The organism is Aureibaculum algae (assembly GCF_006065315.1).
GTDB classification, from domain to species: domain Bacteria; phylum Bacteroidota; class Bacteroidia; order Flavobacteriales; family Flavobacteriaceae; genus Aureibaculum; species Aureibaculum algae.
In genome coordinates this window covers 2,058,722-2,077,530 of sequence record NZ_CP040749.1, presented here as the reverse complement: position 1 = coordinate 2,077,530, position 18,809 = coordinate 2,058,722, and the positions used below count along the sequence as shown (strand labels likewise).

Sequence of the window (18,809 nt, the reverse complement as noted above, 5' to 3'; positions counted from 1 at the left end):
AATTAAAACTTACCTTTGGAATCAAATCAATCTTTTTTTTATAATGAATTTTTTAAATAAATTACTTTTATTAACCTGTTTGTTTTCAGGTTTATCCGGTATTAGTCAAGTAAAAAATGAATCAACATTATCTTTAGATCAAATAATGAAAGGTGATGCTTTTGTAGGACACTTACCTGAACGCATCAGTTGGTCAGACGATAGCCAATCTATCTATTTTAGCTGGAATCCTGAAGCTGACACCATCTCATCTCGGTACAAAGTAGCTATTAATACGAAGGCTATTAAAAAATTAAGCACAGAAGAATTACATACCCAAACTAGTAATGGTATTTATAATCGTGATAACCTTTGGAAAGTCTTTGAAAAAAAGGGAGACATTTATTTACTAAACACTAAAAATTTCAAAGTTACACAGGTTACGAATACCTTAGCATATGAAACCAACCCCTTGTTTTCTGGAGACGAAAATGATATTATATTTCAAAGTAATTCAAACTTTTTTAAATGGAATATTGCAGAAGGAACCACTACTCAAATAACCAATTTTAATACTGGTAAAAAACCAAAAGAAGATAAAAAGCTTTCAGAACAGGATCAATGGTTGAAAGACCAGCAATTACAAAATTTTCAAGTTTTAGGAGATAGAGAAAACGTACAAAAAGCCTCAAAATACAGAAGAGAATTAACTAAAGTTAAAAGGCCAAGATCAATTTATTTAGAAGGCAAAAGATTGAGAGGTTTAAAGATATCACCCAATTTAAATTATGTAGTATATAGTCTATATTCACCAGTAAAGAATAAAAATACGGTAGTTCCAAATTTTGTTACAACCTCTGGTTATACTACAGATATTACAACTAGATCTAAAGTTGGTGTCAAACAAGCAACTTCAGAAACTTGGATTTACAACATACTAAAAGACACTATTTATCAAGTTAAAACGGATAAAATTGAAGGTGTTTTTGACAAGCCAATATTTTTAAAAGATTATACGCCCAAAGATTCTGTATTTAATCCAACATACAAAAACCCACGAAATGTAACTATTAGCTCGCCCGTTTTTTCTGATGACAATAAAGCTGTCGTTAATATTACTTCAGAAGATAATAAAGACAGGTGGATAATGAGCCTAGATGTATCAACGGGTAACTTATCTTTAATTGACAGACAACATGATGACGCGTGGATTGGTGGCCCTGAAGTGGGATGGTTTTCACAAGGCAGAATAGAATGGTTAGACGCTAATAGAATATGGTTTAAATCTGAAAAAACGGGATATGCTCATATCTATATTGCGAATGTAAACACAGGTAAAGTTACCCCAGTAACCTCTGGTAGTTACGAAGTTTTAGAAACAACATTAAGTAAAGACAAAAAATCATTTTATTTAATTACTAATAAAGTAAGTCCATTTGAACAGCATTTTTACCACCTTTCAATTAAAACGGGTAAAATGACCCAAATTACAACACTAAAAGGTGGTCATGAAGTAACCATTTCTCCAGATGAAAAGCAATTGGCTATTCGTTATTCTAATAGTAGAACACCTTGGGAGCTTTATGTAATGCCAAATAAAATGAATGGTAAAATAACGCAATTGACACAATCTGTAACTCAAGACTTTAAAGACTACAATTGGAAACAACCAGAAATTATACGTTTTAAAAGTAGCGATGGTACTGATGTACCCGCTACCCTATTAAAACCAACCGCCGAAAAAAACAATGGTGCTGCCGTAATATTTGTTCATGGTGCTGGTTATTTACAAAATGTACACCAATGGTGGTCTTCTTATTTTAGAGAATATATGTTTCATAATATGCTAGTAGATAATGGCTATACTGTACTAGCAATTGATTTTAGAGCAAGTTCAGGCTATGGTAGCGATTGGCGTACCAGTATTTATAGACATATGGGCGGTAAAGATTTAGATGATCAAATTGATGGAGCCAAATATCTTATAGAAAATCAAGGAGTGAATAAAGATAAAATTGGTATTTATGGTGGATCATATGGTGGTTTTATAACCTTAATGGCAATGTTCAAATACCCTGATACATTTAAAAGTGGAGCTGCAATACGTTCGGTAGCAGATTGGTCTAATTATAATTATGGTTATACCGCCCCTATTTTAAATACTCCTGTAGAAGATAGTATTGCTTACAACAGAAGTTCGCCTATAAAATTTGCGGAAGGATTAAAAGGAAATTTACTTATTTTACATGGGATGGTAGATACGAACGTTCATTTTCAAGATGTTGTACAATTATCACAACGACTTATTGAACTTAAAAAAGAAAATTGGGAAATGGCAGTATTTCCAGTTGAAAGTCACGGATTTGTAGAAGCTTCAAGTTGGAGGGATGAATACCGTAGAATTTTCAAACTATTTCAAGAAACTCTTAATAATTAAAATTTAACTACATACTTAAAAAACAATTGTTCGCATTGAAACATTATGAGGCACTCCTATTAAATTGAGATGCTCAAACAATTATGAAATACATTTTTCGATATTATTATTAATTACCGATTGACGATACATAGAATTCATTCATCTTGTTTTTGATTGGCAATTATATATCTGCAATATCAAATACAGATGCCCTCATTTTTTTTAAAAACCTGAAAAAAAGTCATAAACACCTAGCTATCAAGAGACAAAATGTCTTTACCGTAAATAAAAAAGTGACAAAATATCATAAATCACCAATTGGTATTTAATTTGCTTTACACCTAACAAATAAAAAAAGTTTAATTTAAAAATAAATTATTATGTTAGTAAAAAGCAATGGTGTTCCTGTAATACCAACAGTATTTGACAATTTATTTAGAGATTGGTCTTCAACTAATTTTTCAGAAACCAATACAAGTTTACCTGCTGTAAATATCAAAGAAGATGAAGACGGATTTACAGTAAATTTAGCAGCTCCAGGAATGGACAAAAAAGATTTCAATATTGATTTAAATAATGACGTATTGACAATTTCTTCAGAGAAAAATGAAGAAAATGAAGAGAAAAAAGATAATTATACACGAAGAGAGTACAGTTATCAATCTTTTAAAAGAAGTTTTAATTTACCAAAAAACATTGTAGATAATGATAAAATTAAAGCAACTTACACTAATGGAGAATTGAGTATTGCAATTCCTAAACGTGAAGAAGCAAAACCAAAACCAGCTCGATTGATTGAGGTAAAATAATGATTAATATGGGCGAATAGTATTCGCCCATTTTTTTATTATCAAAACACAATTATCCTTTTTTATTTAATTTAAATTATATAAAAATGAAAAACTTAATAATAATCACAATGTTGTTAACTTTTTCGTTAACAAGTTGTACTGGTCAAAAACAGACTGATAAAACAGAAACTAAGTTAGATAGTATTGAACCAATTGTAAATAGTAGTGTTCATAAAGAATATGATGAAGATGGAAATCTCATTAGTGTTGATTCTACATACTCTTATTTTTATTCTAATATAAAAGATGATTCAATTTTAGAACAAAAATTTTTCAAAAAATTTAAAATAGGATTTGATGATAATTTTAACCATATAGATAGCATAATGGCTAACGATTTCTTTAATGAAGATATGTTTAAAATGCAAGATTTCTACAATCAAGATTTCTTTAGTAAACGATTTAGAATCAATGATAATGCTGTAGATGAAATCTTCAAAAAAATGGATTCTATTAAGAATAGGTATTATTTAAAAAACGAAGATGATTTGAAAAAAGAAATTTAATGTATGTAAGCTGCCTACCTTGGCAGTTTTTTTTTGGTTATAAAATAGATCTTGAAAATTTGTCTTTAGCTTCGCTCCTAATTATTACTTCATATATAAGAAAACTGTTATAAATACGTTTATGCTATAGCTAACCAACTTATATCTAATATTTAAGATCTAATTAACCAACTAAATGAAAAAGTATCTCATCGCCATTTTGCTGTTTTCAATAACAGTTACTGCATTTTCTCAAAAAGAAAAAACTACCTATTATCTCATACGGCATGCCGAAAAAGTGAAGACTGATGCCACTGATAAAAATCCAGAGCTCAACAAAATAGGAAAAGAGAGAGCAAAATCATGGAAAAATATTTTTGATGAATTAAAAATAGATGCCATATATTCTACCGATTATCATCGCACGCTTCAAACCGTTGCTCCAATTGCTAAATCTAAAAAACTGACAGTTCAGAAATACCATCCCAACAATTTAGATGTTGATCAATTTTTAAAAGATACGAAAGGAAAAGCTATTCTAATTGTAGGTCACAGTAATACGATACCTAGTTTTGCTAATAAACTTATTGGTAATGGTGAATATTTAAATATAGATGAAACCGATAATGATAATTTATATTTGGTAACTATAGAAGGGGATTTAATTGAGCATGTGATGATTGATGTGGAATAACAACAAATTTAAACATAAGAGATAAATAGTGTCAATGTATTTTTATAAAAATATCAAATTTACGAGCAAATAAAAAAACCTAAAATCTACTAATTTTAGGTTTTTTTATACTTTTAAAAATAATTAGTCGCTAATTCCATCCAAATAATTGAACTAATTTAGAATTTAAAGTTACTTCTGAAGCAGGAATGGGTCTGTAATAATGTTTAGGATCTTCAAAAGCACCTCGTTCTGGTGTAGCCACAACATAACCACTTGTTCCATTAGTAAGATAAACATCAACACTCTCACCTACATTACCTACTCGATAATAAACTAGAGTTATACCGAGACTATTTTTTTCTCTATTCGTAATATCTGGAATACTTTGACTGGCATCTAACAAAATTATATCATTTATAGCATCTCCAGTAAGGTCGAATTTGCCCAAGTTAGGAAAATACAATCCTAGAGGTTCTTTTTCTAAAATTTCACCTGATTTCCATCTATTCAAATCATCTAATCTTCTTCCTTCAAATGCCAATTCAACTCTTCTTTCTCTTCTTATCTCTAGTAATAATGGATTATTTACATCGGGATAACGTGCTGCTTGAACAGGGTCTGTAATAACTGTGGTCGTTAAAAAAGGCATACCAACTCTATCTCTAAGTTCATTAATCGTTATATCTAAAATAGTTTGAGAAATACCTCCTAACTCAGCTTGAGATTCTGCATAATTTAGGAGAACTTCTGCATATCGGAGCACAGGAACGTCGATTTCGTTTCTGTAATCTGGATCATTGTTATTAATAAACCCTTTAATTTGATGATAGCCCGTAAAATTCTTATTTAATTGTTGAACATAATTTGTGCTACCCGATGAATAGTTAGATACATAATTCAGCTCCCAACCAGGGAAAGCATATGTTTGTCTCAACCTGGGATCTCTATTCATAAACTCTTCGACAAAAGTCTTAATTTGATAATTTGATTGACCGCTAAAATAAGTTCCATCTGCCATTAGGTAACTTGCTACTAAATCTCTTGAAGGAGACATTTCATAGTTTCCAAACACAGTAGCTCCTGTCCCACTATTTTTCAAATTAGCAATATGGATATTAGCAAAAATAATTTCAGCGTTTGAAGTAAGGTCTTGACTATTAAATAATGAGGAATAACCAGTATTTACATTTCCCGTTTTATGAATTGAAAAATTGCCGCTATCCATTATTTGTTTTGCATAATCAGAAGCTAATTGAAGGTAAGTATTGGCAGAATCTTCAAGCTTTAACTCATGGTGATATTTTCTAAAGGTACCTTCATACAAGGCATTTCTACTTGCATAAGCTAATGACACCCATTTATTAATGGCACCAGTAGGTTGGTTCTCTAGTATATGATTAACAGCAAATTCATAGTCCTCAAATATTTTTTCAATAACATACTCTCGTGAATCACTCTCTTTATAGAGATCTTCAGAAGTTGTAGTTAAAACATCTTCATACCATGGTACATTAGAAAAACGCTTTACTTTATCCATATAAAACTGTGCTCTAAAAAATCGTGCTACTCCATTATAATGGCTTCTAATTTCTTCACTGACATTTGCTCTATCTGAATTGGCTAGAAAAAGATTTATACTTCTGAGTGTACCCCAATCCCAACCCGATGTAATCGTTGTGGCATTGGCATCTGTGGTCATTATTGTTTTAATTTCTCGATTACCCGTTGTAGCAGTGTTATCTGACGCTTCATCGTCATAATACATCCCAAAACCAGGAAAACTATAAAGACTGTTAATATAGATAGATAAATCTTCCTCGGTACTGAAAAAATTATCAACGGCTATTTCAGTTTCTGGTACGCGTTCTAAAAAATCATCATTACAAGATAATAGTGTAAAAATTAGTACTAGTAAACTTAATTTGAATACGTTTTTCATGATTAAAGTTATATTTTGATTCATTTTTTTCATTTTATTAAAAACTCACATTAATTCCAAAAGAATACTTTCTTTGATATGGATATTGATAACCACTATTTTGTCCCCTTCCAATTGAAACACTAGGATTAATACGATTTCCAATATCTGATATAGCTTCAGGGTCAAAGAATTTTGCGATTTTAGACCATTCGTGTAGGTTATCTCCACTAAAATAAACACGAAATGAAGAGATCCCTATTTTTTTAACAAGTTGAGATTTAATGGTGTACCCTACCGTAATATTCTTTAACCTTACATAAGAACCATCCAATAAATAAGCGGTCTGAGGTACAGATAAACCTTGAGCTTGATCAATCCGTTCTCCTAAGTTCCGGTCTGCTAACCAAGATTGATATACTGGGTATTTTGAATCTGTATTACTACTTGCTAAACCTGCATTGATGTATGATTGTGAGTGATTGGCCATTTGGTCAGCAGAATCATCAGTAGCTCTGTAAAAATCTTGAAGATGTTCATAACCGCCGGCATAAGGTTGTTGATAAAAGCCCCAATACAAATAATCTCGTGGATAAAAATCTCTTTTACCTACACCTTGAAAGAAAATACCTAAATCAATATTCTTCCAATTAAAATCTAGGTTTAACCCAAATCGGAATCTTGGTAACATGTTTCCAATTACCTTCAAGTCCTTTGAATCATCAACTGTTAATCCTTTTTCAATTTTTTGATTACCATCTAGATCAACATATTTTGGCCAACCTTCTACAATGTCTAGAGCTCCCCAGGGAATTAAACTTGACTCATCTAAAGCATCAATTTCATCTTGTGATTGAAATAAACCATCGGAGGTTAATCCCCAGATTTCACCAATTTCCATACCTTCATAATATTGAAGAAGGCTTTTATTAGGATTATCAAATCTCGTTATGATAGATTTACTATCACTTATATTAAATCGAGCACTAAACCTTAATGGGTTGTCAGTACTTCCAAAGTTATTTTTATATGTTAAAGCTAACTCCCAACCTTTTGTACGTAAGTCTCCTGCATTTTCTTTAGGTTCACTAGCCCCCAAAACCGAAGGCAAATCTTTTCCTAAGGTTAACATTCCTTTCGTATCTCTAATAAAATAATCAAAAGAGGCATTAAATTTATTTTGAAACAAACCGAGGTCTAATCCGAAATTTTTAGAAGTTACCTCTTCCCATGTATAATTATTTGAAACAATTCCTGGTGATGTAATTTGCAACGGTTGTTCTCCATTTATAATATAGTTTGCCAAACCTGAACCCATTGAAGGTATATAGTCAAATGATCCGACATCTTGATTTCCTAAAGTACCAAAAGAAGCTCTTATTTTTAATAGGTTTAAAGTCGGATTTAAATTTTGCATAAATCCTTCATTAGAAATATTCCATGCCCCAGATACCGAAGGAAAGAAACCATAACGTTTGTCTATAGGGAATTTTGAAGAACCATCATAACGTCCATTAAACTCTACGATGTATTTATCTTTAAAAATATAATTAGCTCTAAAGAAAACCCCTTCTAAAGCCCAAGAGTCTATATATTGATTTGCTTGTAAATTACCCGTTGCTAATTGTAATGTTGGTAACGATGAAGAAATTACTCCTTCTCTATTTATGGTCACATAATCATCTCTAAATTCCTCTTTGTTGTAACCTCCTATTAGTTTTACTGCATGGTTTCCATAGGTTTTGTCAACCGTACCGTAAATATTAAAAACTTGATATTGTTTATCTCGAAAATACTTCCATACTTCATTTACACCTTCTTCTCTGATGTCAGCTGGTCCGTATCCAATATTATATTTGGAATAATAGGCATCGTAATTTCTATTTTCTTTTTGAAATGTATATTCAGCGTTGACTTTTAAGATATCTTTAAGAAGTGAAATCTCTGTAGTAAATGTTGTTTGAAAAGTATTGTTTTTATCTACTTCATCACCTCCATCTGTCAATTGTGCTCCCATCAATCCCACGCCATTATTAGACCAACTTCCATCAGGGTTTTTATCCCAATCGGTTGGAGCAAAATCGTATAAGGTCTGTATATTGAAATACGAAGGGTTTTTGCGTTTTGAAAGCAAATACGAAGTATTATTCCCTATTCTTAACCAATCTGTAATGTTTGCATTAACTCTCGCTCGCATTCCTGTTCTTGTAAAATAGTCTTCGGCAATTTTTAAAGAACCATTGTGTTTATTATGCGACGCGGACATAAAAAAGTTTACTTTTTCTGAACCTCCAGATACACTTAAATTATGATTTTGAGAAAAGGTCGCATTTGACAGAAAATAATCAGTCCAATTTTGATTGCCCATATATTCCCATAATCCAGAACCCGTGGTACTTTCTCTTACGCCAACCGTTCCATTAGGATCATCACTTCGTTCACGTGCCCAGTTTAAACGTTGATCACTTGTGCCTATACCTGTCCACGGTGTATTGTCTTCAGCTAATTTCTGCAACGCCAAATAAATATAAGGATCTGTTGTTTTATTTGGCACTACAGTTGGAGTACCCGAGGTAGCAGAGGCATTATAATTTATAACCATTTTGTCTTGGTTACCCATTTTTGTTGTAACTAATACTACACCAAAGGCTGCCCTAGCACCATATATTGCGGCAGATGACGCGTCTTTTAGTACCGAAATACTTGCTACATCTTCAGGAGCCAATAAGTTTAATAATGACACTTCTGAGGGCACTCCATCAATAATAATCAATGGGTCTCCACCATTAATTGATGTAAACCCACGAATGTTTATTGTGGGATTTGAACCTGGGGCTCCACTATTAAAGTCAATATTTAAACCTGGAGAAATACCTTGTAAACCCTGTGTAATATTGCTTATGGGTCTCGTTGCTAAATCATCAGTAGAAACACTACTTACTGCCCCTGATAAATTGATTTTTTTTTCAGAACTGAAACCTACTACTATAACTTCGTTTAAGGCCTTTAAATCTTCTTCTAATACTACATTAATAATTGTTATTTTTCCAACAATCATCTTTTTAGTTAAAAAACCCAAGTATGAAAAAGTCAGACTTTTACCTTCTGCTACTTTAATGCTAAAATTGCCATCGAAATCAGTTACCACTCCATTTGCTGTGCCAACTTCTTGTATGGTAACACCAACAAGTGGCTCGTTGGAAGTATTTGTTACTAAACCTTTAATTTCCTTTTGGCCATAACTAAACGTCAAAAGAGTTGAAAATATTAAAAAGAGTAATTTATGTTTCATAATTAATTATTGGGTTTGATTATTTTCTTATTAAATATGTTTAGTTTCTGGTTATCCAGGTGTTTAAAATTGTATTCGATGTTTCTAGAGTTAGTTTGAAAAACCCTTTAGGTAATTTTCGTAAAGGAATTTTCACCATCCTGTCTTTTGTGTTTACTGATTTTAAAAGATTGTAATTATCCGTTTTTCCAGATTTAAAATGATTACTGTCACTTAGGTACAACTTAGCCTCTGTAGTTGACAAACTATTCCAAGAAATAATTAAGTTTTTGTTTTCAATTTTAGTTCTTAAGTTAGTAGCATCTACTGTTCCGATTAGCGGAACGCCATCCCATTCTCTTTTTATTGAAGGAGAAACATCAATACCTAAAAAATTAATTACTGTTGGTAGTATATCAACAATTGAAACTGTATTATTTTTAAAATAGCTATTGGTGTTTGAAGCATTAGTAACTATCCAAGTACTGCGTTCGCGTTCGCTTTGACCACCGTGTCCTTTCCCATTTTCTTTGTTTCTTCCATGGTCTGTAGTAATTATAAATAGCCAATCTTCATTAAATTGCTTTTGACGTATTTTAATGGCGTTCCAAATTTTACCAATTTGCTCATCTTCAAAGTTTATAGCAGCAGTAAAACGATCACCATCACCAAAACCGTGTCCCATATCATCTGTGTACTCTAAATAAACCCATGAAATATCAGGTGCATTATTTACAATTGTTTTAGCTGTATTATCAGCAACAGAAATGTCAATTAATTTCATAAAATTGCGTTGCTTATCGTGTGGGTAATTAATGGTGTCATGTTCATACCCATCAAAAGCAAAATCAACCTTTAAATTATTGGTAGCTTTTAGTCCATCACCAACAAGCTTGGTACGGTTATCTAACCATGATGAAAATATTGCCGTGGTGCCATTTGGATATTCATCTTTAAACAGTCTAAAAATTGTAGGATAATTGTAATTTGGTTCTTTTATACCATTGCCATATACGTTATGCTTATTTGCCCATGTACCTGTAAGCAAACTGTTGTAACCAACGGCCGAAATAGTGGGTGTTTCTGCATAAGTGTCCTTTATACCACCCACATAGGCATTACTATAGCCTCCGATTGTTCCTATACTATCCAAATAGGGTGTTTTAGCGGCTTTTAATTGATCTGCCGAAATTCCATCTATAATTACGAATATTACTTTTTTCTTAGTTGCATCTGAATTTTGTGAATAGATAAATTGTGGTACAGAGTTTAAAAAAATAAAAAATGTCAATAGTGTTGTTTTTTTCATTGCTAAATTGGTTAAATAGTTACATGACAAATAAAAATTAATTGACTGAACACTCAATTAATAAATCTTTAACTTTAAGTTATGAAAACATTAAAATAAATTGAATGAACGTTCGGTTTATTTATTTGTATTAAAAAAAAGTATTAACATTGTATTTCAATACTTATTATTGAAATAAATATATAGGCATGGGCAGAAAAAAATTAGGTGAAACTAGAAAACTTGAAATTATTAAATCCTTCTATTTAGTCGCTAAAAAGAACGGATTGGAAAATGCCTCTATAGCAAAAGTGGCTGATGCAATGGGAATAAGTAATGGACTTGTGATGCACTATTTTAATACGAAAGATGAATTACTAATTGGTTTAAATGAATATATTTTAAATCAACATCTACATGTAATGACATCGAGCAACAGCAAAATTATAAAGTGTAAATCAGATTTAGAAAGTCTCATTAATAATTTATTTTCTAGAAAATGGAACCAATATTTTGACGATGGAGTCTTTTATAGTTGCTATGCCTTAATATATAGAAATAAAGCATTTAACGACAGTTTTAAACACTATTTATTACAATTACATAGTGTATTAAATTCAAAGCTAATAGAAGCTTACGACAATAAGGTTATATATAATAATGATATAAAAAATCTTTCGGAAATAATCTTTGCCCTCATCGATGGGTCCTATTATTATATGGGAATGTTCGACTTAAATAATGAAGCTCATCAAAAACAACTAACTATTTATATTAAGCACTGCTTAAGTCTTTTTAAATATACTAACGAATGAAAGTATTCTTTGAATCCTTAGGTTGGTTAGGTACCTTTTGTTTTTTATGGTCTTATTTTATGCTCATACAAGGAAAATGGCAGGCTACTCAGAAAATTTTTCATTGGTATAATATAATAGGTAGTGTATTGTTTGTAATCAATGGGTTATATTATTCTGCTTGGGCTGTCGTTTTCATCAATTTTGTTTGGGGCATTATTACTTGTTATGGTCTATATAAGACTACCTTTTCAAAGTAAACATAAGGTTAATATTTAGAATAATTTAAATACAGGAAAAAAAGAGTTAGCTATTATTCCAGAATAATTTAATTATTTTTTAAAAAATTAGAATCTTATTCCCATGCCAATAATTATTTTAAAGCTTTAATCTTTTTAATCTTCCAATTTTAGTTAATTTTGTAGTAATGCAACCAAAGATTAACATAAGGAACAAAAAGGCTCGTTTTGAGTATGAAATTTTAGACACGTACGTGGCCGGAATTCAACTAACGGGTACTGAAATAAAATCAATTAGAGCTAGTAAAGCTCGTATTACGGAGAGCTTTTGTGAGTTTAATGATAAAGGTGAACTTTTCGCTATTAATATGTTCATTGAAGAATACATTAATGGAAATATATACAATCATAAACCCAAAAGTGAACGACGTTTACTTCTTAATAAGCGTGAATTAAAAAAACTTCAAAAAGAAGTACAGAATGTTGGACTTACCATCATCCCACTGAAATTATTTCTAACGGATAAAGGTTGGGCAAAGCTAGAAATAGGATTGGCAAAGGGTAAAAAACTCTATGACAAACGAGAAACTTTAAAGGATAGAGACAGTAAAAGAAATTTAGATAGGATAAAAAAAATCTATAAATGACATTGAGCTCTTTTTTTCAACTTGTTCGGTGGAAGAACTTGGTTATGATAGCTCTTATTCAAATTCTATTTAAGTATGTTTATTTCCCCTCCTTTTCAGTTGATACAGCATTATCCAATTTTACTTTTGCAATATTAGTTTTTACTACACTTATAATTGCAGCTGCGGGTTATATTATGAATGATATTTATGATGTTGAAGCCGACAAAATTAACAAACCTACCAAAGTTTTAGTAAGTCGAAAAATAAGTAAAAAACAAGCAAACTTTCTCTATAACATATTTAACAGCTTAGGACTGTTGTGTGGCTTATATGTGGCTCACACTGTTGATAAACTTTCTTTTGTAGCCATTTTTGTAATTACCATATTATTATTAAAAGTATATAACTCAGACTTAAAAAAAAGACCTATAATTGGTAATGTAATTGTTTCATTATTAGTTTCCATGAGTATCCTAATTGTTGGCGTTTTTGACATCATCCCAATGGTTACTGAAGAAAACGATATCAACCAGTATTATGCTTTTAGAGTATTGATAGATTATGCTGTTTTTGCTTTTATATTTATGCTGTTACGCGAAATGGTAAAGGATGCAGAAGATGTAAATGGTGACAAATACATGAACATGAAAACACTACCTATTATTTTAGGTAGGAAAAGAGCCAATACTGTCATTTTTGCCCTCAGTTTTTTTCCTTTAATCATAATTACATTCTATAGTTTTAATAGCTTTTCTAATGTACCGTTTGTTTTGGCCTATATGCTAATTGTAGTACTTATGCCTCTGCTCTATTTTATGACAAAAATATTATATGCTAAGTCTAAAAAAGACTATATTAGAGCAAGTAGACTATTAAAATTAATTATGCTATTAGGAATTTTTTCTATAGTAATTCTCTCCTTAACTATTTATTATGCTGACCGATAAATTAAAAAATTACAATATCTTATTAGGATCTCAATCCTCGAGAAGAAAACAATTTCTTAGAGATTTAAGAATCCCATTTACCACCGTTTCTATTGATGTTGATGAAGATTATCCTAAATATTTACATGGAAATGAAATTACCAGTTATTTGGCTGAATTAAAAGCCGATGCTTATGATGGCACATTAGAAGAAAATGACATTCTAATAACGGCAGATACCTTAGTAAGAGTTTCTGGAAAGGTGTTAGGGAAGCCTAAGAATTCAGAGGAGGCTAGAGAAATGCTGAATTTATTATCTGAAAAACAACATGAAGCTATCAGCTCTATTTGTTTAAAAACAAATAGTAAAAAAACAATTATAAGTGATACCACGACGGTTCATTTTAAAAAATTGACTGATGAGGAAATCGATTTTTATATCGATAATTACAAACCCTTTGATAAGGCTGGAGCCTATGGTATCCAAGAATGGTTAGGCTATGTTGCGGTAGAAAAAATAGAAGGAAGTTTTTATAATGTTATGGGGTTTCCCATCCATAAGTTTTACACAGAAATGATGAAATTATAAGTCTAAAAAGTTGTAATTCGTATTCGATTAGTTAATTATTTTATTTTATTTGAACGTTTCGAAACGCGTTACTACCTTTTTTTATGGGGAATTTTACTAGTGTACAATAATTTTAACATTTAGGAGTTATCAACATTCTGCATATTGGCTCGAATTTTGCGTTTTAGTAAAGAACTTATCTTGACTTATTGTTTTTAACCGAAAATAAGTTGAAATTTAACCAGATGAGGCACTTTTTATAGGATATAGCATCGCTACATACGAGAAAAGTAACAAAATATGGACAAATTTCAGTTATTTTTTAGGAAATAGAAAAAGTTATGATGAGTTCTATGAATACATTTAACTAAAATTAATTATTATGAGAAAATTAGTATTAACACTACTAACCCTTACCTTAACCTCAAGTTTAGTATTTGCACAGAAAATTGATTTCGGATTAAAAGGCGGACTCAATTACAATTTTGGTGGCGATCTCTATGAAGTCGTTTCTGAAGTCGGTAGCAATGCCGAAAATTTAATTTCAGGAGCTGATAACAAAGCTGGATTCCATCTTGGCTTATGGTCGCGTATTCATTTTTTAGGATTGTATTTACGTCCAGAGATTAATTATACACAGTTAAATAACTCGTATAGCAATCCCGATGAAAATGTGAATACCGATTTTAAAACCAAAAAAATAGACATTCCTATTTTATTGGGTACTAAAATTATTGGTCCCGTACATGTTTTTGTTGGCCCATCAATTCAGTACATTACAAAATCTGACTTTAGTCAAAGTGAATTTGAAAATATTACAACCAACGATTTTAGTGTTGGACTTCAAATTGGAACAGGACTAGAACTTGGAAGATTTGGTCTTGATGTACGTTGGGAAAAAGGATTTTCAAACGATTTAAAAGGTGATTTAGATAATGGTATTCTAAACACTGGTATTGAAGTTGACAATAGACCCAATCAAATTATATTTGGTCTTTCTTATCGATTTAATGATAATAGAAGGTAATTTACAGTAGCCGTAATACGCTTCAGTAAATCAATAATATGTAAAAAAGCACCAAATTCGATGAATTTGGTGCTTTTTTGTTGTTGTCTTAATTGAGTATAAAACTTAAAATACTGCCGACTGTTACTGCCACCTGAATACTAATTTTTAGCTATCAGAATCCAAATAATCTTTTGTACCGTCTCCATCTGAATCAAGAGCATCTACTGGGTTACCATCTCCATTAGGATCAGCATTCTCATCAATAGTTAAAATACCGTCACCATCGTCATCTGTATCTCCATAATTAGGTATAGCATCCTCATCTGTATCATCATCTATATAATCATTATTACCATTTAAGTCTTCGTATAAATCATATATACCATCTTCATCTGTATCTGTTCTTTCAAACAACGCTAACTCAACATGAAAAATTAAGGATTCATTAGCCGCAATTGCCCCAGATCCAAACTCCGCATAACCCAATCCTGAAGGAATAAATAGAACACCTTTTCCTGTATCTTTAAAACTTAAAGGCTCATCATCTTGAGTATCCTCTGTTCCTCCTTTAAATAAAGGAATTCCATACCCCCAACCAGGCACTGTATTAGATAAACCAAACCAGCTAAATCTAGTTGACTTGTCAAAATTTGTACTATCCAAGTCAAAACCACTGTATTTTACAAGTACACGATCCGTTTTACTCGGGTGTACTTCAACAACTCCATCTTGGCTTATAAGATAATACAACTTATAGTTAATTTCATTATAAGTTATATTTTCGGTTTGCACCATTGAATATAAAGAAGCTTCTCCGTTTAGTATTGTATCAATAACACCAAAAGATTCATCTGTTGTAGGTGGAATATAATAATGTGTTTGTAAATAATCTACTAATAAATCATCATCTATTAAGGCCTGTGCTTCAGGGTCATGTGGTATTGTATCGTCATCGTCGTCCTTTTTACAAGAAACCAGTACTAATCCTAATATAAAAATGTAAAATATAGCGTTAAATTTCAATTTCATCTGTTATTTTTTTTGAGCCTGCAATTTACATCTATTTTCTAAAATACATATAAGTAAACTACATTTAACAAAAAATTATAAAGACAGCTCATAAATCTGCTGTTTATATAAGAAAGTACGACATTCTAATATTAAAAACTAATTGTTATTCCCTTGTCTTCCTGCTCCCATTCTACCACCACGTTGTTCATTAAAATGAGCATCAAACCAAACTGGTTTTTCAATATCATTTTCATAAATATAAGTTGCTATTTTTTTTAAGTCTTCCTCTTTATAATTAAGATTTGTCATTACCTTAAATTGTTGCACCGCACCAAACATTAACGCTTTTTGCTCAGTTGGCTCTTTAGAGAAATTAACAATAGCATTTACAAAATCTTCTTTTTGCGGATTAGCCATTAAGTATCTTTTCTTTACCGCAATCATTGGAGGTGCGATAATTTCATCATGAGATTTACTGGTAATACTATGGCAAGCATAACACGTGTTTTTAAACAAGGTATAGGCTTCTTCTTGTTGTTCTGCGGTCTTCGTATTAGAAAGTGTAGCTTGTGTTGATGATTTTTTCTCATTATTACAGCTAACCAACGCAAATAATAATAAAGTGAATAAAATTGGATTTTTCATATTTTAAGTCTTTATCAAAACTAACTTTTCTCTTATCTTAAAAAAATGATATTCATCATATAATGAAAAACTTTTAGTGAATGAATTCCTTTTCAGAACACTCCATAATAGGTAACATAAAAATTTGAAGGATCTTATTAGTATCGTGCAAAACAAAAAAAAGTATTGCTTTTGCCATGAATATTCACAACAAAAACAATACTTAATTATACATGAGTAACCTTACGGTTAACATCATTGTTTTATCTATAGTATAGAAATTACGCTTTAAAAGTAATTTTACGCATACGTAAGCTCTTTGGAGTAATTTCTAAATACTCATCATCTTTAATATACTCCATACATTCCTCCAAAGAAAAATCTACTTTAGGGAAAATTTTCATTGCCTCATCAGTACCTGATTTACGCATATTTGTCAATTGCTTTCCTTTTACCAAGTTTACAGCCATATCTTCTGTTTTACTATTTTCTCCTATAACTTGACCAACATAAATCTCATCGTTAGGATCAATAAAAAACCTTCCTCTATCTTGTAAACGGTCTAAGGCATAAGCAGTAGCTTTACCTGCGGCAGCTGAAACTATAGCTCCTTTTGGCTCATCAGAAAACTCACCTTTAAAAGGTTCGTATGAACTAAATCTATGATTTACAATTGCTTGACCAGCAGTTGCTGTTAATATTTTATTACGTAATCCAATCAACCCTCTTGAAGGAATGTTGAATTCTAAATGTTGTAAATCTCCTTTAGGTTCCATTACCAACAAGTCACCTTTTCTCAAAGAAACTAAATGTACAGCTCTTGACGAAACCTCTTCTGGAACATCAATTACTAACGTTTCAAAAGGCTCACATTTCTTACCATCAATTTCTTTTAAAATTACTTGAGGACGACCTACTTGTAATTCGTAACCTTCACGACGCATTGTTTCAATCAAAACTGATAAATGCAATACACCACGTCCAAATACAATAAACTTATCTTCAGAATCTGTAGTTTCAACTTTAAGAGCTAAATTTTTCTCTAATTCTTTGAATAATCTATCACGTAAATGACGAGAAGTAACAAATTTACCTTCTTTACCAAAAAATGGAGAGTTATTTATTGTAAACAACATACTCATTGTTGGTTGATCAATTTCTGTTCTTGGCAATGCTTCTGGATTTTCTAAATCTGCAATTGTATCACCAATTTCAAATCCGTCAAGACCAGTTATTGCACAAATATCTCCACAACGTACTTTTTCAACTTGGGCTTTACCCATTCCTTCAAATACGTGTAATTCTTTAATTCTAACTTTTTTAGTAGAGCCATCAGCTTTACATAACATGTAATCTTTAGCAACTTCTAAATCTCCACGAAAAATTCGTCCAATAGCAATTCTTCCAGTAAATGCAGAAAAGTCTAACGAAGTAATTTGCATTTGAGGAGTTCCTTCATTATAAGGAGACTCAGGAATAGATTCCAAAACAGCATCTAATAAAGCTACAATATCAGTAGTAGGCTTTTGCCAATCTGTACTCATCCAACCATTTTTAGCTGAACCATATATTGTTGTAAAATCTAATTGTTCTTCTGTTGCGTCTAAAGCAAACATAAGATCAAATACTTTTTCATGTACAATATCAGGTGTACAATTTTCTTTATCAACTTTATTTACTACTACAATTGGAGTTAGACCCAATTCCAACGCTTTACCTAATACAAAACGAGTCTGAGGCATAGGTCCTTCAAATGCATCTACTAGTAATAAAACACCATCAGCCATTTTTAATACACGCTCTACCTCTCCACCAAAATCGGCGTGACCAGGGGTATCAATTACGTTTATCTTTACTCCTTTATAAACGACAGATACGTTTTTGGACAAGATAGTAATACCACGTTCACGTTCTAAGTCATTGTTATCTAACAATAAGTCAGTACGTTCTTTACGTTCATCCAAGATATGGGCTTGGTCAATAATTTTATCAACTAGGGTAGTTTTACCGTGATCGACGTGAGCTATAATCGCTATGTTTCTAATAGATTGCATATATTTTTTTTTCGAGGTGCAAAAGTAGTGTTTAATTTGATTAATAATGATTTAAGAATGTGTTTTTT

General features: G+C 31.3%; 16 protein-coding genes. 10 read left to right on the top strand and 6 right to left on the bottom strand.

The features are described from left to right. The first annotated feature begins 43 nt into the window (after positions 1–43). The 4 genes from FF125_RS08565 to FF125_RS08550 all read left to right on the top strand — a co-directional run bounded on the left by FF125_RS08565 (position 44) and on the right by FF125_RS08550 (position 4,428). Positions 44–2,416 carry a S9 family peptidase gene (locus tag FF125_RS08565; protein ID WP_138949376.1) on the top strand — a complete coding sequence of 791 codons (2,373 nt, stop codon included), beginning with the start codon at positions 44–46 and terminating at the stop codon, positions 2,414–2,416. 362 nt (positions 2,417–2,778) lie between these two features. Beyond that, a complete protein-coding gene (locus FF125_RS08560) occupies positions 2,779–3,207 on the top strand; it encodes an Hsp20/alpha crystallin family protein (RefSeq protein ID WP_138949375.1) in 429 nt (142 codons plus the stop codon). A gap of 86 nt (positions 3,208–3,293) precedes the next feature. Then, a complete protein-coding gene (locus tag FF125_RS08555) occupies positions 3,294–3,755 on the top strand; it encodes a hypothetical protein (protein WP_138949374.1) in 462 nt (153 codons plus the stop codon). Between the two features lie 175 nt (positions 3,756–3,930). Continuing rightward, complete coding sequence (locus tag FF125_RS08550) at positions 3,931–4,428, top strand: SixA phosphatase family protein (protein ID WP_138949373.1); 498 nt, start codon at positions 3,931–3,933, stop codon at positions 4,426–4,428. Positions 4,429–4,558: 130 nt separating this feature from the next. On the opposite strand, the gene FF125_RS08545 is transcribed toward FF125_RS08550, so the two are convergent. Genes FF125_RS08545 through FF125_RS08535 form a run of 3 tightly spaced genes read right to left on the bottom strand, consistent with a single transcriptional unit; the run spans position 4,559 to position 10,908 of the window. Continuing rightward, a complete protein-coding gene (locus FF125_RS08545) occupies positions 4,559–6,349 on the bottom strand; it encodes a RagB/SusD family nutrient uptake outer membrane protein (RefSeq protein ID WP_138949372.1) in 1,791 nt (596 codons plus the stop codon). 37 nt (positions 6,350–6,386) lie between these two features. Continuing rightward, positions 6,387–9,620 carry a SusC/RagA family TonB-linked outer membrane protein gene (locus tag FF125_RS08540; RefSeq protein WP_138949371.1) on the bottom strand — a complete coding sequence of 1,078 codons (3,234 nt, stop codon included), beginning with the start codon at positions 9,618–9,620 and terminating at the stop codon, positions 6,387–6,389. Between the two features lie 40 nt (positions 9,621–9,660). Continuing rightward, positions 9,661–10,908 (bottom strand): alkaline phosphatase family protein, encoded by a 1,248-nt coding sequence (locus FF125_RS08535; RefSeq protein WP_138949370.1) that lies wholly within the window; start codon positions 10,906–10,908, stop codon positions 9,661–9,663. 188 nt (positions 10,909–11,096) lie between these two features. Between FF125_RS08535 and FF125_RS08530 the strand changes: the two genes are divergently transcribed. The 6 genes from FF125_RS08530 to FF125_RS08505 all read left to right on the top strand — a co-directional run bounded on the left by FF125_RS08530 (position 11,097) and on the right by FF125_RS08505 (position 15,070). After that, positions 11,097–11,702: a TetR family transcriptional regulator gene (locus tag FF125_RS08530; RefSeq protein ID WP_138949369.1), complete on the top strand. Its 606-nt coding sequence runs from the start codon at positions 11,097–11,099 to the stop codon at positions 11,700–11,702. Beyond that, positions 11,699–11,941 (top strand): CBU_0592 family membrane protein, encoded by a 243-nt coding sequence (locus tag FF125_RS08525; RefSeq protein ID WP_138949368.1) that lies wholly within the window; start codon positions 11,699–11,701, stop codon positions 11,939–11,941. Before FF125_RS08530 ends, FF125_RS08525 begins: the two co-directional genes overlap by 4 nt. A 167-nt stretch (positions 11,942–12,108) precedes the next feature. Beyond that, positions 12,109–12,567 carry an SsrA-binding protein SmpB gene (gene smpB, locus FF125_RS08520; protein ID WP_138949367.1) on the top strand — a complete coding sequence of 153 codons (459 nt, stop codon included), beginning with the start codon at positions 12,109–12,111 and terminating at the stop codon, positions 12,565–12,567. Then, positions 12,564–13,496: a geranylgeranylglycerol-phosphate geranylgeranyltransferase gene (locus FF125_RS08515; RefSeq protein WP_138949366.1), complete on the top strand. Its 933-nt coding sequence runs from the start codon at positions 12,564–12,566 to the stop codon at positions 13,494–13,496. Before smpB ends, FF125_RS08515 begins: the two co-directional genes overlap by 4 nt. Continuing rightward, positions 13,483–14,064, top strand: a complete 582-nt coding sequence (locus tag FF125_RS08510; protein ID WP_138949365.1) for a Maf family nucleotide pyrophosphatase — start codon at positions 13,483–13,485, stop codon at positions 14,062–14,064. The genes FF125_RS08515 and FF125_RS08510 overlap by 14 nt, the downstream gene beginning before the upstream one ends. A gap of 361 nt (positions 14,065–14,425) precedes the next feature. After that, positions 14,426–15,070: an outer membrane beta-barrel protein gene (locus tag FF125_RS08505; protein WP_138949364.1), complete on the top strand. Its 645-nt coding sequence runs from the start codon at positions 14,426–14,428 to the stop codon at positions 15,068–15,070. Positions 15,071–15,217: 147 nt separating this feature from the next. On the opposite strand, the gene FF125_RS08500 is transcribed toward FF125_RS08505, so the two are convergent. The 3 genes from FF125_RS08500 to typA all read right to left on the bottom strand — a co-directional run bounded on the left by FF125_RS08500 (position 15,218) and on the right by typA (position 18,741). Then, positions 15,218–16,081 carry an FKBP-type peptidyl-prolyl cis-trans isomerase gene (locus tag FF125_RS08500; RefSeq protein ID WP_138949363.1) on the bottom strand — a complete coding sequence of 288 codons (864 nt, stop codon included), beginning with the start codon at positions 16,079–16,081 and terminating at the stop codon, positions 15,218–15,220. 138 nt (positions 16,082–16,219) lie between these two features. Next, entirely contained in the window at positions 16,220–16,708 is a 489-nt protein-coding gene (locus FF125_RS08495; protein WP_138949362.1) for a c-type cytochrome, read from the bottom strand. 260 nt (positions 16,709–16,968) lie between these two features. Continuing rightward, complete coding sequence (typA, locus tag FF125_RS08490) at positions 16,969–18,741, bottom strand: translational GTPase TypA (RefSeq protein ID WP_138949361.1); 1,773 nt, start codon at positions 18,739–18,741, stop codon at positions 16,969–16,971. Between the last annotated feature and the right edge of the window lie 68 nt (positions 18,742–18,809).